This window comes from Bacteroidota bacterium, assembly GCA_013696965.1.
Lineage (GTDB): Bacteria > Bacteroidota > Bacteroidia > JACCXN01 > JACCXN01 > JACCXN01.
The window spans coordinates 14,367-33,817 of sequence record JACCXN010000057.1 but is presented as its reverse complement, the minus strand read 5'-3'; the positions used below and the strand labels follow the sequence as shown (position 1 = coordinate 33,817).

The following is a 19,451-nucleotide window of genomic DNA, read 5'->3' as shown; positions in this document are numbered from 1 at the left end:
TTAAAAACAATGCAGCTTATTCCAACATTAATTCATCGAATCCTGCCTGCTTTAAAAAAATACTTTTTATAATAGGCCTCATTAAGGTCACTAATCATTACTCCTCTTTTTGTGGTGGAATGCACGAATTTATTGTTGTGCAAATAAACTCCAATATGGGATATCTTTGTTTGTTCTATTTTAAAAAACACAAGATCGCCCTCTTGTAGCTCCTCTTTACTAACTTCTTTGCAAAGATTAAACAAACTTGCTGAGGATCCTGAAAAGGATTTATCGTAAACCTCTGCATAAATTAAGGTTGCAAGGTTTGAACAATCAACCCCCGTGGTGCATCGCCCACCATACTTGTAGGGCACCCCAAGCCATTTATCAATAAATTCATATAATTTTACATCACTAATATCATTGGGTTTTACCTCAAGTATTTCTGAGTATTTGATTTTTATTTCCCTATTAATTTCTTTAGAGGTTTTGTCGGCTTCAACAGTTTTTTCAGCCTTTGTACCTTCTTTTGTTGCTGTTTTCGAATTGGTTGGATTGTTTTTTTTTGCAGTAGCCTTTTCCAAAGAGTGTTTTTTTGCCCCCCCTCTTTCCATGGTTGTTTTCTTTGTATGACAAGCTGTGAATGTGAAAGACAAAAGAAGGCCTACTATCACTGGGAAAGAAAAATATTTATTTATCAGCATGGGCCAAATATACTTGCTTATACAATGTAAAGGGTCCATGATAAAATAAGTTTATTAAAAAAAGAATGTTAATTATGTTTGAAAGCATTTAAAAAAATATATTTTTGCTTCATGATAAAGCCAAATGATAAGAAGAAAGGAAAAAAGGTAGAGAAAATCATAATTGGTAGAAAGGAACTTATTGATCTTCCTGATTTGGGTGTTTTCTCCATTCAGGCCAAAATTGATACAGGTGCATATAGTACTGCCTTTCATTGTAATGATGTTTATGAATTAAGAGAAGGTAAGGAAAAGATATTATGTTTTAAAATACTTGATCCCTCACATCCTTTATTTAGTAATAAGGAGATGCAATTTAAAACTTATACCCGAAAAAAAATCAAAAGTTCTTTTGGGCAATTTGAAAAACGATTTGTGATAAAAACAAAATTAATTATTGCAGGTAAGGAAATAATGACAGAAGTTTCTCTTTCGGATCGGGCAAATCTGAAGTATCCTGTTTTGATAGGAAGAAAAGTGCTATCCAAAGGATTTATTATTGATGTTACAAAGGTAAATTTGACATCAAAAATTGAAAAAAAATAAGCCGAAGCTCAAAACCAACTATACTAATTAACCATTGATTTATATTATATGAACATCATTATTTTATCCAGAAACAATAGACTTTATTCAACGAAAAGATTGGTGGAAGCAGCGAAAGAGCGGGGGCATGAGGTAAGAGTAATTGATCATTCGCAATGCGATTTGGTCATAGAAAAGGGAGATCCAGCAATACATTACAAGGGTGAAAAATTAACTAATGTAGATGCAGTAATTCCTCGTATCGGGGCTTCGATTACTTTTTACGGAACTGCAGTTGTAAGGCAGTTTGAGATGATGAAGGTGTTTACTGCCGTTGAATCTCAAGCCATTGTTAGGTCACGGGATAAATTAAGAAGCCTTCAGATTTTATCACGTGCTGGATTGGGAATGCCTAAAACTGTTTTCACAAATCACTCCAAAGAAGTTATGCAGGTTATTGATAAGGTTGGTGGAGCACCCCTTGTAATTAAATTGCTTGAAGGAACACAAGGCCTTGGTGTGGTGCTGGCAGAAACTAAAAAAGCCGCAGAATCAGTAATTGAGGCTTTTTATGGGCTTAAAACCAGAATTATTGTACAGGAATTCATAAAAGAAGCAAAGGCAGCGGATATTAGAGCATTTGTTGTTGATGGTATTGTGGTGGGTGCAATGAAAAGACAGGGTAAAGACGGAGAATTCCGTTCAAACCTTCACAGGGGAGGAAGTGCCAGTTTAATAAAATTAACAAGAGAAGAAAAAGCAGTTGCACTTAAAGCAGCAAAAACACTCGGACTTGCAATTGCAGGTGTTGATATGCTTCAATCTTCAAGAGGGCCTCTTATACTTGAGGTAAATTCATCTCCCGGACTTGAAGGTATTGAGCATGCTACAGGAATTAATATTGCCGGCAAAATCATTGAATTTGTGGAACGAAATGCAAAAGGAAAAGGTTCAAAAGATAAAATAGGTGTGTAAATTCTCAAAGCCTCTTTTTATTTTTTTCCAGATGTTTTAGTGTTGAAATTTATTTTTTTTAAGCTTTTAGGTAATTTATTTTCACAACTCCAATAGTATATTTAGGATATTAAATGACAAAAGACATCACGATAAATGGCGTAACAGTAAGACCAGGTGAATCTGCCCAAGTTAGTCTTAATACTTATCGTTTACCTACAAGAACAGTAATTGATATTCCGGTTTTCGTTTACAGGTCCTTAGAAGATGGGCCAGTAGTCTTGCTGTTGGCAGGCATGCACGGGGATGAAATAAATGGGGTAGAAATAATAAGAAGTCTTATTGTAAACAATACTTTTTCAAAGCTTCACAAAGGCACAGTTATAGCAATTCCGGTAATTAATATTGTGTCTTTTGTTTATGGAACAAGGAGCCTGCCTGATGGAAGGGATCTTAACAGGTGTTTTCCAGGTAGCATTGGTGGTTCCCTTGGAAGTAGAATAGCCCATGATCTTATGAGCGAGATTATTCCTCAAATTAGTTTTGGTGTAGATTTTCATACCGGGGGGGCAAGTAAAAGCAATTTTCCACAAATCCGCTGTTCTTTTGGTGCATTGCAAAACCTTGAACTGGCAGAGCAATTCGGCTCTCCTTTTATTATTAATTCAGGACTCAGGGATAAAACATTAAGAAAGGAAGCAGCAAACATTGGCAAAACCATACTTGTATATGAAGGTGGAGAATCATCACGATTTGACCAATTGGCCATAAAAGAAGGAATTGATGGTTGCAAAAGACTTTTTGTCCATTTAAAAATGATTGAGGCAAAAACAAAACCAGGAATAACCAAATTGATTCAAAAAACTACTTGGGTAAGGGCGAAAAACTCAGGTCTTTTTCATCCTGTGAAAAAAAACGGGGCTTTTGTCAAGAAAAATGAGCTATTGGGAACTGTAACTGATCCTTATGGAGAATTTGAAACAGAAATTATTGCCTCAGCCTCAGGCTATATAATAGGGATAAATAACCTTCCTGTAATTAATAGAGGTGATGCCTTAATTCATATTGGAATCAGCATTTGATTACAAGCTTAAAAAATATTATACTAATTTATTTTCAAAAGCCATAATCTTCTCAATCCAGATTTCAGGCATTTGTATGGTTTTGGCGGTTTTATAATTATAACATACCATTACTGATTTTCCTTTTGTTGCAAGTGTCTTATTGGAATTTCCTGCAATAAAAATTTGATAATTCAAATCAAAACTCTTTGTTCCTATTCTAGTGCAGGATATTTCAATAAAGGGATTATCTTCCAAATGTATGGGTAAAATAAAATCAACTTCAGCCCGTGCCAGAATAATTCCTGTTTCTGACCAGTCTATCCCCATACCTAGCACCTGGTTAAAATATTTCAAACGCGCTTGTTCAAAATAACTCAGGTAAATGGCATTGTTTACGTGTCCTAACTTGTCAATATCAGCAAATCGTATTTCAATTGTTGACGTAAGGGGCATGTTTTAAGCAGTTGCTTTGGGTTTATCTAATTCAGAAAAAACAGAATTGTTACTAATGAATTCAGGAACAATTTCTTTCATTTTGGAAACAATAGCAACATTGTTTTGATTTTCAAAAAGCCCGATAAGTTCATTAATGCGTATTGAAATGGTTTCAAAATCATACTCAGCAACATGTGCTTTCATTATTTGTGGATGGTGTGTTGCTATTGTATTTTCTTTGTTATTTAGTAACTCTTCATATAATTTTTCACCGGGTCTTAGTCCTGTGTAGGTTATTTGAATATCTTTTCCTAATTCAAGGCCAGATAATTTAATCATCTTTTTGGCAAGTTCTACAATTTTAATGGATTTGCCCATGTCAAATATCAAAATTTCACCACCATTACCAATAGCTCCTGCTTCCAGAACAAGTTGACAAGCCTCGGGTATTGTCATAAAATAACGGGTAATATCAGGATGAGTAATTGTTATTGGCCCCCCCTTTTCTATTTGTTTCTTAAATAATGGAATCACCGAACCATTTGAGCCTAAAACATTCCCAAAACGCGTAGTCACAAAACTGGTAACATCTGCTTTATTGTTAAGGGCCTGTATATACATTTCGGCAATTCTTTTTGAGGCACCCATTACATTACTCGGATTTACTGCTTTATCCGTAGATACCATTACAAAATTCTTTACAAGGTATTTAACTGAAAGATCAGCAATTGTTTTAGTTCCCAGCACATTTGTAAATATGGCCTCTGATGGATTATTTTCCATCATTGGTACGTGTTTGTATGCAGCAGCATGGTAAACCAATTCGGGCCTGAAGGAACGAAAAACATTTTCCATTCTCTCATTTACTCTGATGTTTCCAATTACGGGTTCAAAAAGGGATTTTGGATATTTTTCACCCAATTCTATTTCCAGGTCATACAAGGCAGATTCAGCCTGGTCGAGCATAATAATCTTTTTTGGTTTATAGGGGGCAATTTGCCTAACAATTTCACTTCCTATTGAACCGGCAGCACCTGTAACAAGAATAACTTTGCCAGAGATTTGTTTATTTATTTTTTCTTCATCCAATTTAATAGGCTCACGACCAAGCAAATCCTCGATCCTTACTTTTTTAATCTGTTTAAAACTCAATGAACCATTAATCCAGGTACTCACTGGAGGAACGTTAAGCACTTTTGTTTTATACGCAAGACAAGTATCTACAATTTCTTTTTTTCTGACAGATGGCAGGTTCTGTATGGAAATTATGAGGTGAGCAACATCATACTTGCTAACCAGGTCAACCAGTTTAGATGATTCATATATTGCAACACCTTCAAGTTTTTTATTTGCTTTGGTTTTATTGTCGTCAATAAATGCCAAAACTTTATATTTTGCACCAGCATCTCTATCAAGCGTTCTTTTTGCTATTATTCCTGCATCGCCTGCCCCATAAATAATAATATTCCTTTTATCTCTGGATGGATTTTTAATTTCGAAATAAACCATTTTAACCAGCACCCTAAAGGTTATCATAAGGAAAACAGTGGTCATGTAATCAATAATTACTATGGAAAAAGGAATTATGAACTCGGAAACAAAAAAATAACTTATCAAATTTGAAATCACAAAAAACAAACTTCCAAGACTCACTACAATAAAAATCCTGGTTGCATCTTTACTACTGGTATATCTAATAATTCCGGCATAAGTTCGGGCAAACAGAAAACTAATTATTCTTACAGAAATAATTAAAGCCAGGTTTAAATAAAGAAGGTTTATAGTAAGAAGGTAAGTTAGATTTTCAGGAATTGAAAAATTAAACCTCAGCAAATAAGCAAGTACAATGGAAAAGATACAAATAAATGTATCAATAAAAAAAATCACCCATCTGGGTGTATTATTGCTAGGGAAGAGCATTACCAATAATTTTACCTGCCAAATATACTCATAAAATTGCTTTAGAGAGTTAAAAAGAAATTACTCTTTTCCCATGATCATTAACATTTATAGTTGTTTACTAAAAAATTGATGATTAAATTTGCCTAACATGAGAAATCAAGTAAATGCTTAGTAAAAAAATTATATATTCCTGGATTGCAGGTTCTATTTTAATGTTCGGCTTGTCTTATCTTTGGCATGGAGTAGTGTTGAACGATTTTGATAAAATATCCTATTCTCCAAAAATTTTTCTTTCTTTTCTATCTCTTTTATATATTATTATTGGAGGCTTACTTGCCTTTTGTTATTCTCTTGTGGCTGATAAAAAACATGTTTTTCTTCGAGGTATTCTCCTGGGAGTAGCTGCTGGATTTATAATTTTCCTGATTATTTTTGTGCTAGGCTCTTCCTTTAAGGTTGGCCAAATCAATTCTCTTCATGCAACTCTGGATCTAATATGGCAGCTTATTGAACAAGGCGCAGCAGGAATGGCAATTGCTTATGTTTACCATTATATTGAGCAAAGGGAAATTCTTTTCAATTAAGTGAACACTTTTTTTATTCAAAAATCACCTATCCAGGAGATGAAAATTGAGAGCCATTCCTAACTCTTATGAAAATACAAAGTGCTTTATTGCAAAATTAATATTTGTATTTTTTCCAAAGTGTTTTTAAATTTTCCCTGATTTGCTTTTCCTTGTCGTTATTCCCTGGATTGTAAAAAATAGTTTCCTTTATTTTTTCAGGTAAATATTCCTGAGCGGAAAAATTATTTTCATAACTATGGGAATATTCGTACGCTTTTCCATACCCAAGTTCTTTCATAAGCTTTGTAGGGGCATTTCGAATATGCAAAGGAACGGGAAGATCTCCAGTTTCATTAACCAGTTGCTGGGCTTCATTAATTGCCATATAAGCTGAATTGCTTTTTGGGGAAGAAGCAAGATAAATAGTTGCCTGGGAAAGAATAATTCTTGATTCCGGCCATCCAATTACATTTACTGCCTGAAAACAATTATTTGCAATAACAAGTGCAGTTGGATTAGCAATTCCAATATCCTCCGATGCTAAAATCAATAACCTTCTTGCAATAAAAGATGGATCCTCCCCTCCTTGAATCATTCTGGCAAGCCAGTATACTGCCGCATTGGGATCACTCCCCCTGATTGATTTAATATAAGCTGAAATAATATCGTAATGCTGCTCTCCAGCTTTGTCATAAATAGCAATATTCTGCTGAACCCTGTCCATTACAAGTTCATTTGTTATTAGCACATCCGATGATTCAAATGAACTTACAACCAACTCGAAAATATTAAGCAGTTTGCGTGCATCACCTCCTGATAACCTAAGTAAGGCTTCGTATTCTTGAATTTCAATTTTTTTTCTTTTAAGTTCAGTGTCGGTTTTTATAGCAATATCCAGCAATTCTAAAAGATCTTCTTTATCAAGGGATTTAAGTACATATACCTGACATCTGGATAAAAGTGCTGAAATAACCTCAAAAGATGGATTTTCAGTAGTTGCCCCAATCAATGTAATAACCCCTTTTTCAACGGCACCCAACAATGAATCCTGCTGAGATTTACTGAAACGGTGAATTTCATCAATAAAAAGAACAGGATTTCCACTTGCAAAAAGGGATTGTTTTTGAGCCTTTTCAATCACTTCCCGAATGTCTTTAACCCCGGAATTAATTGCACTCAAGGAGTAGAAAGGTCTTTTGAGTTCCCTGGAAATGATATTGGCCAATGTAGTTTTACCAACTCCAGGAGGACCCCAAAGAATCATAGATGGAATATTTCCTGACTGAATTACGCTTCTTAAAATAGCATTATCCCCTACCAGATGTTTTTGCCCAATATAATTATCCAGTGATGAAGGTCTTAATCTTTCCGCAAGGGGTTGTATTGCTGCCAATGGTTTATTTTTTGATATAACTTTTATTTTTCTGTTCCTTTTTTATTTAAAACAATCAGGAAATGATTTTAAATAAAAAAACAAAATGTTCGTATTAATTTTATCATTTAAAATTATTCTGATTTCTTAAAATCGAGAGATGCACTATTAACACAAAAACGGAGCTTTGTAGGGGCAGGGCCATCATCAAACACATGTCCTAAATGACCTCCGCATTTGGCACAGAGAATTTCAGTTCTTACCATACCATGACTAAGGTCTCTTATCTCTTTAATTTTAGATTTATCCAGGGAATCATAAAAACTTGGCCATCCACACCCTGAATCAAATTTTGTTTCGGAACCGAATAATTCATTTCCACAAGCGGCACAAACATAAATTCCTTTTTCTTTATGATAGGTGAATTTCCCTTTAAATGGAGCATCCGTACCCTTTTTTCTTAATACGTTAAATTGCTCCTCTGTAAGTTCTTTTTTCCATTCCTCTTCACTTTTGTTTATCCTATCTTGTGTCATTCTTTTTAAAATAAATAATACTGTAATTCATTAAATGGTGATTAAAACTAATATTGATCCTTATAAATTAACGTTTTAACTCTGAATAAATTTTCCTTTTATACCCTAGTTTATTTGTTAACTATGGAATAATAGTGGAATTTATCTTTAAACCATGAACAAGGAATATTTGAAATTAAAAGAAAACTAAGGGTAAAAAATTAAATGATCCACAAACTATGACTTTACCTCAAAAGACCTGGGAAAGCAGTTAAAATTATTCCCTAAAAAATCAGGTAACCAATTCCTAAATTAAAATTGATAAAATAAGCACCAAACAACCTGGATTGGGTTATTTGTTCAATATATTTCTTTTCAGAAGGGTTATCCCCTATACCCTGAGCGAAAAATTTTCCAAACATTTTAGGACTAAATGCAGATTGAAAACTTCCATTTAAAATTAATCTGTCAAAATACACAGCTTGTTTTCCAATTGAGTATGCAAACATTAGGGCTGTATAAGGCCCTAAATTTGTATAACTAGGATATTGTTCACTTTCATGTAAATTCTTAAATACCCTTTCAGCGGAATAAGATACGTTATAACTTAGGAATAACAGTTCATATTTAGAATAAAGACCCAGGGGAGCAATATCGTTTTTATGAAAATTTTTAAAATATATGCCTATATTTTTTGCTGCAATAGAACCCCTGGTATTTCCATAATTTTTAAAAGAAAAACCTGTTTTAAAGGTTTGCAAATCCATTCCCATGGAACTAGACCTTGAAATAACATAATCTATTCCTAAACTATGCCTTTTGTTAAAGGCTAAACTACTTGTTTCGTAAAACTCTCCTGTTGGATGAAATAAAGCGGGAAAAATAAAACCATCGTAATTGGCAGAAAACCTTTTTCCTTGATATCCGGGAACTTCCTGTCCAAAGCAGAGCAGAATCATGAATTGGAATAAAAAAACAATACCTGTGCTTTTCATTGAGTTTGAATTTATTTATTTCTGGGTTTGTTTTTCATTTGAATAAAAGTATCGTAAATTTTGGAATTTAAAAGAGAATCTCTGTCTTTTCTATTTGTACCCACTGAGATTAACATTTCCATTTTTCCTGTTTCAACATCAAAAAGAATATTGTAATAATATGTATAATAGCCAGGAGTAAGTGCATATATAATTCCTAAAGGCAGAGTATAGATTCCAACTGCAGATAAACAAAGGTAATATCCAATATCATTCTTTTTTTGTCGGTAGGCTACTGCTCCCATCCAATTAAAATACTTGGTATTGTGTTTTTTTGATATTTCATGTATATTATTTGTTTCGGAACTAACAATTTTCATCTGGCTGTCGTGATTAAAACGTTCATTCATCCAATCCCTCATAAGGGAATAATCATTGAAAGCCTCCACATCGTTTTCTTTGAAGGTTTTAGCATCAAGTATGTTCACCTCTACACCTGAAATATTTGCGTTTTCATTGATTTTTTTTACAAAATCCAATTGGCTGATTTCCGAATCAATGTATTTTACATTATCTTTTTTTCTTTGATCTACTTTTACATAAACAGGATTTACCAGAACAATTTTATTTATACCCAGTGCATAACCGTATTTTTTTGTGAATTTTTTATCTTTCTTAATTTTATTTGCGAGTGTTTTTCTCTCCTCCCGGGTTTTAATTCTGTCCCTTTCATCTTCCTCTGATATTCTTTGTTCAACGAGTTCATTAAATTTAGTGCTAAATTCTTTTTCCTTTGATATATCCACGAAAGCAAATCTCCAAAAATCTTCATCACCGCCTAATGTTTCTGTTTTCTTTCTTTTAATTTTTTCGTATTTACTTAATTCTTCAGCAGGCTTTTGCTCAGCCAGGCTATCTCTTAAATGTGCATGAATAAGGTCATTTTTAGATTTATCAAAAAAGTCTTTGGGTTGATTTTTTTGTACATAAACAAGATCGTAAAACAATTCATCAACTATTTTTTCAAGTGTATTATCACCCGGATGCTTTTTATTTATTTCCCATGAATACTTCAATGCAAGAATAGTGGATTCTTTTTTTGACATTTTAAAAAGCAGGTGAAAAACCTGTTGAGAATGTCCTTCAATATTCTTAAATGGGTGAAGCACCTGTGAGGCAAGGCCTTCATTTTTGTATTTACTTACGGCATATAAGGAGGTAGCAATAGATTTTTCAAGGTATGCATTATTGGGAAAATCTCTTAGCAACAAAAAACTGTTGTACAAGGCATTTCCATAGTCCCTTCTTATAAGGTAAAGCCTTGTTAATTCAAACCTTGAAATATTTTTGACCTGATCAAAATCTGTTTTAGGGAGAATAAACATACTTTTATTTTCATTTTTAAGATCCTTTGTCATTCGTGCTATAGCTTCTCTTCTTTTTGCTGTGCTGGGATGCGTGCTTTTGGAATCATCATAATCTTCATTTGTTTTTATTTTGCTTATTTCCTCCATAAAATAAGTATCGGGGAAAATAAAATCACCTTTTTCAAAGTATGATTTATTAAATTCAACATCATCAATAGGCAGGTATGCATACTGAAGGACATCAAAAACACCATTAATAGCACTTGATGCATAAGGAGATTTTTCAAAGAATTCTGTAAGCCCTTTTTTATCGGCCTCCGTTTCAAGTTCTTTGGAATAATTACTTCGCGCCAATATTTTATCATCCACACTTGATCCTCTGTATGAATCCTTTCCTTTTAATATCCTGGAGGTTTCAACATAACTGTTGATGTTGTGCTTATGTGTATAATGTATAATTTCATGAGAGAGAATATAAGCCAACTGGGCCTCATTTTCGAGCTGTGCAATTAAACCCATTGTAACGAGTATAATACCATTGTTTGTGGCCAAAGCATTTACAGCAGTTGATTTGATTACATAAAACCTAAGTTGGCTTTTTAATTCTGGCTGATCCTTTAGAAGATTAGAGGCAACCCTTTCAACATAATTGCTAATAGGGTCATTAAACAATACTCTACCGCTTAGTAATAACTCATCAATTAGGTAATTGCTTTCAAGAAGAAATTTTTCCTTTGTTTTACGTTCTGATCTTTTATCGCTTTTAACCTCTGTTATATCCTGCTTAAATTTATCAATGGATAAGGTTGTAAAATCCTTCGGAATATTCCCTGAAGATACAAGCGGCCTATAATTATTGAAGTCCTGGGCAAAACAAACTGTGCCAATTATTGCCAGCAATGCAGCAGATAAATTTTTTATAATCATTGGAAAGCAATTAATATAAGTACAAAGAAAAAATAATTACTGGAAAAAACAGCATTAATTAAGTTAAATTCGATTACAAATAATAATTACAGCTTTTTTATCGGTATTTGTGGTTGCAAACAGATACTTATCGCCTCCCTGGATAATTCCAGTTTTTTTTACGATTTCACTTACATTATCCTTAAAATTCCGCGAAGTAACATTTGCTTTTTTGTCTTTTAAATGGTGATGCACCTCTTTTTTATTGTATTTGCAAACTGCCTGTATATGAAAAGAACGGCCCGGGAAATCATTAATTAATGTTTGAGAAGTATATAAATGGCTGTTTGGACTAAGCTTTTGTATATTAAATCGTGTAGCAATAAGTTTAAATGCCCCAGACTTCATAACTGAGGCATTTGGTTCATATAAAAATTTTAGTGGGATAGAGAAGTCTGATATAGCTTGTTTTTCCTGAGAAAACAGAAAATTAAAAACCTGTTTCTTGCCTTTTATTAAATTTATCGTTTCTATTTCAGGTTCATTGGCAAAACCTTTTTCAAGCAGGTATAACACTTCCTTGCATTCATTATTCTGTGCTAAAACAAATACTTTTTTCACTGCACTTAGTGTAGCAATGGCAGCTTGAATATCAAGTAGCGGAGCTGTTTTTATTACTATTTTAGGGGCAATTAAAAACAGTTCTGGCACTAATTCAGCAACATTAGGTTGGCAATCCTCTAACCTAAATAGTTTCTTATTTGTATTCGATCGTCTGGAAGGATCTATGTAAATTAAGTCTGCTTTGGGAGAATTGTGGTGAATAAAATATTCGGCAGTATTGTTATAAAATGATGCATTTTTAATGCCTGCACTTTGGAAATTGTGTTTTACAATCTCCAGCAGTTGTTCATTTGGCTCTACCAAAACCACCTGATCAAATACTTTGGATAAATAAAAAGAATCAACTCCTAAACCGGATGAAAGATCTATTAATTTTTTACCTGAAAACAAGGAGGCTTTATATTTTGCAGTAGCCTCAGAAGAGGATTGTTCAATTGAAATTCCTGTTGGAAATAAAACATTTGGAATTTGAAGCCAATCCGGAATTTTATTTTTTGCTTTTTGTCTTCCTTGAACCTGGTTTAAAATTTCCTTTCCAAAAGGATTTTTATCCGATGATAGTTTAAGAGCCAATAACCTTAAATCATCATATTGGTGTTCAATAATAAATTTTTGAATTTCCGGATCAAGTAAGCTCTGTAAGTTCAATGGAATTATGGATTATTCAAAAGAACATATTGCAAAAGATTGGCCCCCATCTGCAGTGCTTTGCTGCGGGTTTCTTCAGTATTGTTATGTACTTCAGCATCTTCCCATCCATCACCAAGATCAGTTTCAAAAGAATAATAGCATATTAACCTTCCCTTATAAATCAATCCAAAACCCTGGGAAGGTTTTTGGTCATGTTCATGTATTTTGGGCAAACCATTTTTAAAAATATATTTTTGATGATAAACTGGATGAGCAAAAGGAAGTTCAACGAAATCAAGTTCAGGAAAAACTTTTTTCATTTGCGGGCGGATAAATTTATCCATTCCATAATTGTCATCAATATGCAGGAAGCCTCCTGCCAAAAGATACCTGCGCAGGTTTTCAGCATCGCTGTTTGAAAAAACCACATTGCCATGTCCGGTCATGTGAACAAAAGGATAATTGAAAATTTCTACGCTGCCTACCTCTACTATGGCCTGTTCGGGGTTGATGTTTGTGTTGAGGTTTTTATTGCAAAATTTAATCAGGTTTGGTAAGGAGGTAGCAAGGTTGGAATACCAATCTCCACCTCCACCGTATTTTAGAACGGCAATTTGAAAAGCATATTTATTTTGAGCCAAAACAGGCTCACAAGCAATTATGCAAAGTATAAAAAGTATTTTCCTCATTCAGTCTATTCTAAATATCTAACACCTATTTTAATTATGATTTAAATGATAAATCTTAACTGCATTTTTCATTTATAAGGCTCACTGTATGGCAAGCAACCAGGGCTGCCGTTTCAGTTCTTAAACGGCTATTCCCTAAACTTATTTGTTCAAAACCACTTGTCATCGCCATGTTTACTTCCTCTCTTGTAAAGTCTCCTTCCGGACCAATAAGTATCAATGCATCTTTTCCTGCTTTATACAATTTGCATAGATGATCCTTTTGTTCCTCCCTACAATGAGCAATAAATTTTTGACCCTTAAAGTTTTCTGCCTCATTAAGCATTTCATTAAAGGAAACAAGTTCATTAAGCAAAGGATGATATGCTTTTAGGGATTGCTTGACCGCTGAAGTTACTATTTTATTTAAACGATCAGTCTTCACAACCACTCTTTCTGAATTTCTGCAATGAATAAAGCTTACACTATCAATTCCTATTTCTGTTGCTTTTTCCAAAAACCATTCGGTTCTCACCGAATTCTTTGTTGGGGCAAGTGCTATATGCAGTTTATAACTTCGTTTTTTAAATTCTTCTTTTTTATTAAGCACTTTTACAAGGGTCCTTTTTGGATGTGCATCTGTTATTTCAGCCCTGTACCAACCTCCTTTACCATCAATCAATTCTACTTGGTCCCCGTTTTTAAGCCGTAGAACTTTCACCCCATGCTTTGATTCTTCTTCTGATAAAATGTAAAGATCTGAATTAATATCAGGAGTATAAAAAAGATGCATTGTGTATTTTTTTCAAAAATAAGAAATGCTTTCTTAAAAACACAAAGAATAAAAAAAAGCATTTGCTATTTTCTCTGTGTTTTTTTTATGAGGTCTGTCTTAATTAATTAATAAAATTTTTTATGGTTAAATGAAAGTGGCATAAATATAATCTGAATTGCATTATTTAAGCAACTTGATCTTTCATTTATAATAGAAATGTCTAGGTTTTACCCTTTATCCATTCATTGTTTTTTATGTTTTCAGACTAAGGTTGGGTTTTATAAAACTAATTTATCAATCCATATACTCCCAGCCACTTTTATAACTGTTTATTGATTCTACATAGGTTAAAAAATCCTTGTAAAAATTGTTGTAAGCAAGTGTTGCGCTATCGCCAATAACTACAAGTTTTTTTCTTGCACGTGTAAGAGCAACATTCATTCTTCGAATATCATTTAAAAAGCCTATTTCACCAGTATCGTTGCTTCTTACCATGCTAATGTATATGATATCACGCTCTCTCCCCTGAAATCCATCTACTGTTTTAACTGCAATACTAGCAAGGTGCTGATTTAAATACTCATGATTTGCAAGTTCATCATTGATAAATTGAACCTGCTCCTTGTAAGGGGAAACAATACCAATTGAAACAGGCTCACTATTTTTGGAATAATACTTTTCCAGTACCATAGAAAGATGTTTGATGAGTAAACGGGCTTCTTCAGGATTAGAAAAACTTAAGGATTCCGGATTTAATTCTTCTGAATACCCACATCCAGCAGTATCAATAAATTCAAGTGCCATAGAAAGTAATGGCTCTGAAGTGTCATAATTCAAAAGATTATTTTTTACTGAATCATCAGCCAGAAGTTTTCCACCATAGAATTTCTCATTGGAAAATCCCATAATGTGTTCATGCATCCTGTACTGAATTTCTAACATAACAGAAACACCAGGAGAAGAAATTGATTTTTCAAACAAGGTTTTACTTAATCCACCAGCTTCAGCAGCTTTTGATTTTACTGTTGGTGGCAATTGAAAATGATCACCTGCAAAAATCACTCGGTTTGATCTTGAAATTGGAATCCAACATGCCGGTTCCAGTGCTTGTGCGGCCTCATCAATAAAAACAGTGTCAAAAATCTTGTCCCTTAAATATCTTCCTGAAGAAACTACTGGTGTGCAGGCTATAACTTGTGCTTTATCAAACTGCAGTGTTACTATGTATTCTTCAATGGTCCTTGCTTGTTTTAGAATTTCCTTTGCCTCTTGGCGCAGCATTCTGCGCTGGTCTCTTTCAGCCTTACCAAAACTTCGTTTATACTTTGATGCCATATTTCGGTATTCATCGGCCTGCTTGCGGTATTGTTTAATTTCCTTAAAGGAAGGATCGGCTGCAACCTTTGCATCAAGTGTGTTTTTCAACAAATTTTCCGACACTCTAACGGGGTTTCCCAACCGTAAAACATTAATGCCTTTTTCTGCTAATTTTTCAGTCATAAGGTCAACGGCAAGATTGCTGGGACTGCATACCAATACTTGCTTTTCTGTTTTCAAAACCTGAATTATTGCTTCTACCATTGTAGTAGTTTTACCTGTTCCCGGAGGACCATGTACGATTGCTAAATCCTTTGCTGCAACTATTTTTCTTACGGCCTTGTTTTGTGAATCATTTAAGGCATTAATTTTTATAGCATCATCTTCCTTATTGAAAGTTGCATTTTTAGTACCATAAAGAATTTCTCTTAATTCAGCCAGTCTGCTATCCTCAGCAAGAATAACCTTTTTAAGAGCAATATTCATTTCCCGGTAACTGTTTTCATCAAACAAAAGATTGATTCCCAATTTTCCTTCAGTTGCCCAGTCGGGCAAATCATCAATTGTAAGGGCAATTTTGAGCCTGTTTTTGCTAACATTTTTTATAATTCCACTAACTGATTCCTTTGAATAGGCATCGTTTGAGGTAAAGAGCTCGGCATTTTTTCCTACCTGCATTTGATGAGCCTCATCCATGCCTGAGGTTCTTTCTACCTCAACAATTAAATATTCCCCCAAACCAATATCAGAAGAAGTAATTCGAATTGGATACCAGGTAAATCCATTTTCCCTTCTCTGGCTTAAGCTGCTTCTTAAAAATTTATCCTGGTATTGGCGAAAATCCTCTTCCTTTTCAACCAATAGCAAGTTTTGCAGTTTCAATAAAGACTCTATTGTTTCCTTGCTCATAATAGTTGATAAAGTTAAAAGTAAAAATAGAATTTGGAAGAAAGTGTATATTTTTATATCTGCTGATTAAACTATATCTTTGCCAAATGGTTGAACTAGGTAAATTTAACGAGTTGGAGGTGCTCCGACAAGTTGATTTCGGATTTTATTTGGATAATGGAGAAGAAGGGATTTTGCTTCCTGGAAAATATGCTCCAGAGGGATTAAAACCCGGAGATTTAATTAATGTGTTTGTTTATAGGGATTCTGAAGACAGGATTATTGCAACTACCCTTAAACCTGCTGCAACTGTTGGTGGATTCGCATACCTTAAAGTTGTTGATACTTCCGGTTCAGGGGCTTTCCTTGATTGGGGAATTGAAAAAGATCTTTTGGTTCCCTTTAATGAGCAGCGTAAAAAAATGGAACTTGGGAGAAAATATGTTGTTGCAATTTATGTGGATGAACTTACCAACCGAATTGTTGGATCTGCAAAAATAGACAAGCATTTGCAGCAAAAGAACATTTATTTAGAAGATGGTGATCCTGCTGATATCATAATATACGAAGTTACAGATTTAGGCTTTAAAGCAATTGTAAACAATCGTTACCAGGGATTGTTATACAAGAATGAAGTTTTTGAAAAACTTTTTATAGGTGATAAGCTAAAGGCATGGGTTAAAAAGGTGCGGGAGGATAGTAAAATAGATCTATCACTTGAAAAATCAGGCCTAGAAAAAATTGATACAGACAGTGAGAAATTACTGAAAATATTAAAATCACATAATGGTTATCTTCCACTTACCGATAACAGCAGTCCTGAAGAAATAAAGGAAACAGCAGGAATGAGTAAGAAAGCCTTTAAAAAAGCAATCGGGAAACTGTATAAAGGAAAAATAATTAAACTGGAAGAAAAGGGGATCAGCATTATTAGCGAATCGCTTGCAAAAAAACAATAATTATCCTTTATTGTTGCAAATGATTCATACCTAAAAACCCCTGTATTCAGGCTTTTTTTATTCAATTCTCTTGGGATATAAATCTTACTTATTCAGATTTAATATCTTTTTATATTCAACAGTATCCTTAAATAAACTAAGCGATTTTTGAATCAATTCATCCTGTTGGGCTTCCCGTGAAGCTATAAGCGATGAATAATAATATCTTTTTAAAATTTCCCTTTCCAGAAGCACCTTTATTTCTTTTTTATATTTTTTTAGCATTAGTGCTTTTTGATTCCGCATGTTTTGCATTAATTTTTCAATCTCCTTTGATGTGGGATTTTCTTGGTTTTCAGTGATTAAAACTTCAATTAATTCTCCCAGTTTTTTATCTGATGGTAATTTTAGCTCATCTTGTCTTTCCCATACAAATTTTATAAAATCATTCAAAACCTTATCCTCAAAAGAAAACCCTGTTCCATTTATTATCTTAGGATTTAACTTTTTATAATAGTTTGCATAATCAAAAAGCAAAAAACTCAATTCTAAAGATTTAATGATCGGAGGAACTTTTTTTGCATCCATAAATACATCAGGGGAAACTCCTCCTTCTGCTTTAAGCTCCCTTCCATTGTTTGAATAAAACAATCTATCAAAATTATTAGGTTTATTAAATCTGTGAATACCTCTTCCGGAAGGTGTATAATATCTGGCAGCTGTAATGTAAAGACTTGTTCCTGCTCCGGGAAAACGCGTTCCTTGTACAAGGCCTTTACCAAAGGTTGTTCTTCCTACAATTACTGCCCTGTCATAGTCCTGAATTGCTCCGGCAAAAATCTCAGCAGCGGAAATAGTATTTTCATCTGTCAATAAAATTAGGAATAAAGTTGTATCTGCAAGATTCCCAGAAGTATAATAAGAATAGTTGCTGCCTGAATTAAATCCTTTAAGCGAACAAACTTCCTTTCCATCAGGGATAAAAAAAGAAAGTAATTTAACTGCCTCATCCACTAATCCGCCAGAGTTTCCCCTTAAATCCACAATGAGGTTTTTTAGTTTTATCTTGTTTTTTAACTCGATCAGGGATTCATTAAAAGCATTTGAGGAACCTTTAAGAAAATGATTGAATTTAATATAGCCAGTATTTTCATCAATTAAAAAAGAATAAGGAACGGGTTCACTTTTGACCTGCACCCTAACTAATTTTTTAATTACAGTATCTGTTGAATTTGCCAGGGTAAAAGAAACTTCAGTTCCAACTTCACCACGAATTAGATTTACAACTTCCGCAAATTGTTTCCCTTTAATTGAATTACTATCAATAGATAAAATAATGTTGCCAGGAAATATGGCCGCTTTTTGTGCCGGATAATTTTCTTTAACCCCCGTTATAAGTACCGAACCGTTTCTGTCAATTAAATCAATTCCTATCCCTCCATAAAGGATCCCCTGCCATTGTCTTGTCCTGTCAAGGGTTTCGGTGGAATCAAAAAATCGTGTATAGGTATCAATTGAGGCATTTGTTGCATCAATTGATTTTCGAATAACAATTTGGGGATCAAGTTCATCTACGTAATTCTCCATTAATGTACGGAAATAAGCATCGTACAAACGAAGACTTCTGTCTACTTTATCATTCCGGCTTTCAATATAATTGAAACCAGAAAAAATCAATAAGAGAAACAAGGATACAAGACCTGCTTTTTTCACAAGTAAGATGAAATTTGCTGCAAGAATAAGAAATAGTTTTAACGCATTACATTAAAATCTATTTTAATACAGTCTCCAATTCCATGTTTACTCCAGTTAATGCTTTTGAGATAATGCAATTATTCTTTGCATTTTCGGCATATTTTAAAAATTCTTCCTTGTTAATTCCCTGCACTTTTGCCTCGCAGTTAATAACAATTTTCGAAATGGAAAAACCATTTCCATTTTTCTCTAAATGTATGCTGTCAGATGTGTTAATGGTGTCCACAGAATAACCATCAGCTGACAATTTGCTTGCAAGTTCCATTGAAAAACAAGCTGCATGAGCAGATCCTAGTAATTCCTCAGGATTTGTTCCAACCCCATCCTCAAAACGCGATGTAAATGTATATTCTGCATTTTTAATAACTCCACCTGTTGTTATTTTCCCTGAACCCTGTTTTAGGTCACCTGACCATTGAGCACTTGCTTTACGTGTAGGCATAAATTTTTATAATTAAAGGTTAATTTAAAATTGCAGGTAAAAAGATTCACCTGAATAATAAAGTTAAATAATAATTACGACTTTAACTATTTGCAGTAATGCAAAGGAT

The 19,451-nt window shown here is 33.7% G+C and carries 18 protein-coding genes; 5 read left to right on the top strand and 13 right to left on the bottom strand.

The annotated features are described in order from the left end of the window. Positions 1–32 precede the first annotated feature (32 nt). Positions 33–596: a C40 family peptidase gene (locus H0V01_08785; protein ID MBA2583462.1), complete on the bottom strand. Its 564-nt coding sequence runs from the start codon at positions 594–596 to the stop codon at positions 33–35. A gap of 201 nt (positions 597–797) precedes the next feature. Between H0V01_08785 and H0V01_08780 the strand changes: the two genes are divergently transcribed. The 3 genes from H0V01_08780 to H0V01_08770 all read left to right on the top strand — a co-directional run bounded on the left by H0V01_08780 (position 798) and on the right by H0V01_08770 (position 3,286). Further along, entirely contained in the window at positions 798–1,271 is a 474-nt protein-coding gene (locus H0V01_08780) for an ATP-dependent zinc protease (protein ID MBA2583461.1), read from the top strand. Positions 1,272–1,319: 48 nt separating this feature from the next. Then, positions 1,320–2,225: a 30S ribosomal protein S6--L-glutamate ligase gene (rimK, locus tag H0V01_08775; GenBank protein MBA2583460.1), complete on the top strand. Its 906-nt coding sequence runs from the start codon at positions 1,320–1,322 to the stop codon at positions 2,223–2,225. A 113-nt stretch (positions 2,226–2,338) separates the two neighbouring features. Beyond that, positions 2,339–3,286 (top strand): succinylglutamate desuccinylase/aspartoacylase family protein, encoded by a 948-nt coding sequence (locus tag H0V01_08770; protein ID MBA2583459.1) that lies wholly within the window; start codon positions 2,339–2,341, stop codon positions 3,284–3,286. 18 nt (positions 3,287–3,304) lie between these two features. Here the strand turns inward: H0V01_08770 and H0V01_08765 are convergent, their stop codons facing one another. Together H0V01_08765 and H0V01_08760 are read right to left on the bottom strand one after the other, a co-directional pair. Beyond that, positions 3,305–3,721: an acyl-CoA thioesterase gene (locus tag H0V01_08765; protein MBA2583458.1), complete on the bottom strand. Its 417-nt coding sequence runs from the start codon at positions 3,719–3,721 to the stop codon at positions 3,305–3,307. 3 nt (positions 3,722–3,724) lie between these two features. Further along, the gene (locus H0V01_08760; protein ID MBA2583457.1) at positions 3,725–5,623 is read right to left on the bottom strand and encodes a polysaccharide biosynthesis protein; all 1,899 of its coding nucleotides are present in this window, start codon (positions 5,621–5,623) and stop codon (positions 3,725–3,727) included. A gap of 146 nt (positions 5,624–5,769) precedes the next feature. Between H0V01_08760 and H0V01_08755 the strand changes: the two genes are divergently transcribed. Further along, positions 5,770–6,189: a hypothetical protein gene (locus H0V01_08755; protein ID MBA2583456.1), complete on the top strand. Its 420-nt coding sequence runs from the start codon at positions 5,770–5,772 to the stop codon at positions 6,187–6,189. A gap of 97 nt (positions 6,190–6,286) precedes the next feature. Here the strand turns inward: H0V01_08755 and H0V01_08750 are convergent, their stop codons facing one another. From H0V01_08750 to H0V01_08715, 8 genes are all read right to left on the bottom strand, one after another. Next, positions 6,287–7,564 carry a replication-associated recombination protein A gene (locus H0V01_08750; protein ID MBA2583455.1) on the bottom strand — a complete coding sequence of 426 codons (1,278 nt, stop codon included), beginning with the start codon at positions 7,562–7,564 and terminating at the stop codon, positions 6,287–6,289. 113 nt (positions 7,565–7,677) lie between these two features. Further along, positions 7,678–8,079 carry a peptide-methionine (R)-S-oxide reductase MsrB gene (gene msrB, locus H0V01_08745; protein MBA2583454.1) on the bottom strand — a complete coding sequence of 134 codons (402 nt, stop codon included), beginning with the start codon at positions 8,077–8,079 and terminating at the stop codon, positions 7,678–7,680. A 263-nt stretch (positions 8,080–8,342) separates the two neighbouring features. Beyond that, positions 8,343–9,053 (bottom strand): hypothetical protein, encoded by a 711-nt coding sequence (locus H0V01_08740; GenBank protein MBA2583453.1) that lies wholly within the window; start codon positions 9,051–9,053, stop codon positions 8,343–8,345. 11 nt (positions 9,054–9,064) lie between these two features. Beyond that, positions 9,065–11,326, bottom strand: coding sequence for a M48 family metalloprotease (locus H0V01_08735; protein ID MBA2583452.1), 2,262 nt, complete (start codon positions 11,324–11,326; stop codon positions 9,065–9,067). Positions 11,327–11,389: 63 nt separating this feature from the next. Then, positions 11,390–12,577 (bottom strand): RsmD family RNA methyltransferase, encoded by a 1,188-nt coding sequence (locus H0V01_08730; GenBank protein ID MBA2583451.1) that lies wholly within the window; start codon positions 12,575–12,577, stop codon positions 11,390–11,392. A gap of 5 nt (positions 12,578–12,582) precedes the next feature. Then, complete coding sequence (locus tag H0V01_08725) at positions 12,583–13,248, bottom strand: DUF4159 domain-containing protein (GenBank protein MBA2583450.1); 666 nt, start codon at positions 13,246–13,248, stop codon at positions 12,583–12,585. Between the two features lie 55 nt (positions 13,249–13,303). Next, on the bottom strand, positions 13,304–14,020 hold the full coding sequence (locus H0V01_08720) for a 16S rRNA (uracil(1498)-N(3))-methyltransferase (protein MBA2583449.1): 717 nt from the start codon (positions 14,018–14,020) through the stop codon (positions 13,304–13,306). Between the two features lie 276 nt (positions 14,021–14,296). After that, complete coding sequence (locus H0V01_08715; protein MBA2583448.1) at positions 14,297–16,228, bottom strand: AAA family ATPase; 1,932 nt, start codon at positions 16,226–16,228, stop codon at positions 14,297–14,299. An 86-nt stretch (positions 16,229–16,314) separates the two neighbouring features. Here H0V01_08715 and H0V01_08710 point away from each other — a divergent pair, with 86 nt between their 5' ends. Next, on the top strand, positions 16,315–17,166 hold the full coding sequence (locus H0V01_08710; protein MBA2583447.1) for a GntR family transcriptional regulator: 852 nt from the start codon (positions 16,315–16,317) through the stop codon (positions 17,164–17,166). An 84-nt stretch (positions 17,167–17,250) separates the two neighbouring features. On the opposite strand, the gene H0V01_08705 is transcribed toward H0V01_08710, so the two are convergent. Then, the gene (locus tag H0V01_08705) at positions 17,251–18,858 is read right to left on the bottom strand and encodes a PDZ domain-containing protein (protein ID MBA2583446.1); all 1,608 of its coding nucleotides are present in this window, start codon (positions 18,856–18,858) and stop codon (positions 17,251–17,253) included. A 58-nt stretch (positions 18,859–18,916) separates the two neighbouring features. Then, positions 18,917–19,342, bottom strand: a complete 426-nt coding sequence (locus tag H0V01_08700; protein ID MBA2583445.1) for an OsmC family peroxiredoxin — start codon at positions 19,340–19,342, stop codon at positions 18,917–18,919. Between the last annotated feature and the right edge of the window lie 109 nt (positions 19,343–19,451).

Bases quoted from the DNA above. Each gene is read 5' to 3' on its own strand.
- H0V01_08785 (MBA2583462.1), bottom strand. From the start codon at position 596: ATGGAAAGAGGGGGGGCAAAAAAACACTCTTTGGAAAAGGCTACTGCA.
- H0V01_08780 (MBA2583461.1), top strand. From the start codon at position 798: ATGATAAAGCCAAATGATAAGAAGAAAGGAAAAAAGGTAGAGAAAATC.
- rimK (MBA2583460.1), top strand. From the start codon at position 1,320: ATGAACATCATTATTTTATCCAGAAACAATAGACTTTATTCAACGAAA.
- H0V01_08770 (MBA2583459.1), top strand. From the start codon at position 2,339: ATGACAAAAGACATCACGATAAATGGCGTAACAGTAAGACCAGGTGAA.
- H0V01_08765 (MBA2583458.1), bottom strand. From the start codon at position 3,721: ATGCCCCTTACGTCAACAATTGAAATACGATTTGCTGATATTGACAAG.
- H0V01_08760 (MBA2583457.1), bottom strand. From the start codon at position 5,623: ATGCTCTTCCCTAGCAATAATACACCCAGATGGGTGATTTTTTTTATT.
- H0V01_08755 (MBA2583456.1), top strand. From the start codon at position 5,770: ATGCTTAGTAAAAAAATTATATATTCCTGGATTGCAGGTTCTATTTTA.
- msrB (MBA2583454.1), bottom strand. From the start codon at position 8,079: ATGACACAAGATAGGATAAACAAAAGTGAAGAGGAATGGAAAAAAGAA.
- H0V01_08740 (MBA2583453.1), bottom strand. From the start codon at position 9,053: ATGAAAAGCACAGGTATTGTTTTTTTATTCCAATTCATGATTCTGCTC.
- H0V01_08735 (MBA2583452.1), bottom strand. From the start codon at position 11,326: ATGATTATAAAAAATTTATCTGCTGCATTGCTGGCAATAATTGGCACA.
- H0V01_08725 (MBA2583450.1), bottom strand. From the start codon at position 13,248: ATGAGGAAAATACTTTTTATACTTTGCATAATTGCTTGTGAGCCTGTT.
- H0V01_08720 (MBA2583449.1), bottom strand. From the start codon at position 14,020: ATGCATCTTTTTTATACTCCTGATATTAATTCAGATCTTTACATTTTA.
- H0V01_08715 (MBA2583448.1), bottom strand. From the start codon at position 16,228: ATGAGCAAGGAAACAATAGAGTCTTTATTGAAACTGCAAAACTTGCTA.
- H0V01_08710 (MBA2583447.1), top strand. From the start codon at position 16,315: ATGGTTGAACTAGGTAAATTTAACGAGTTGGAGGTGCTCCGACAAGTT.
- H0V01_08700 (MBA2583445.1), bottom strand. From the start codon at position 19,342: ATGCCTACACGTAAAGCAAGTGCTCAATGGTCAGGTGACCTAAAACAG.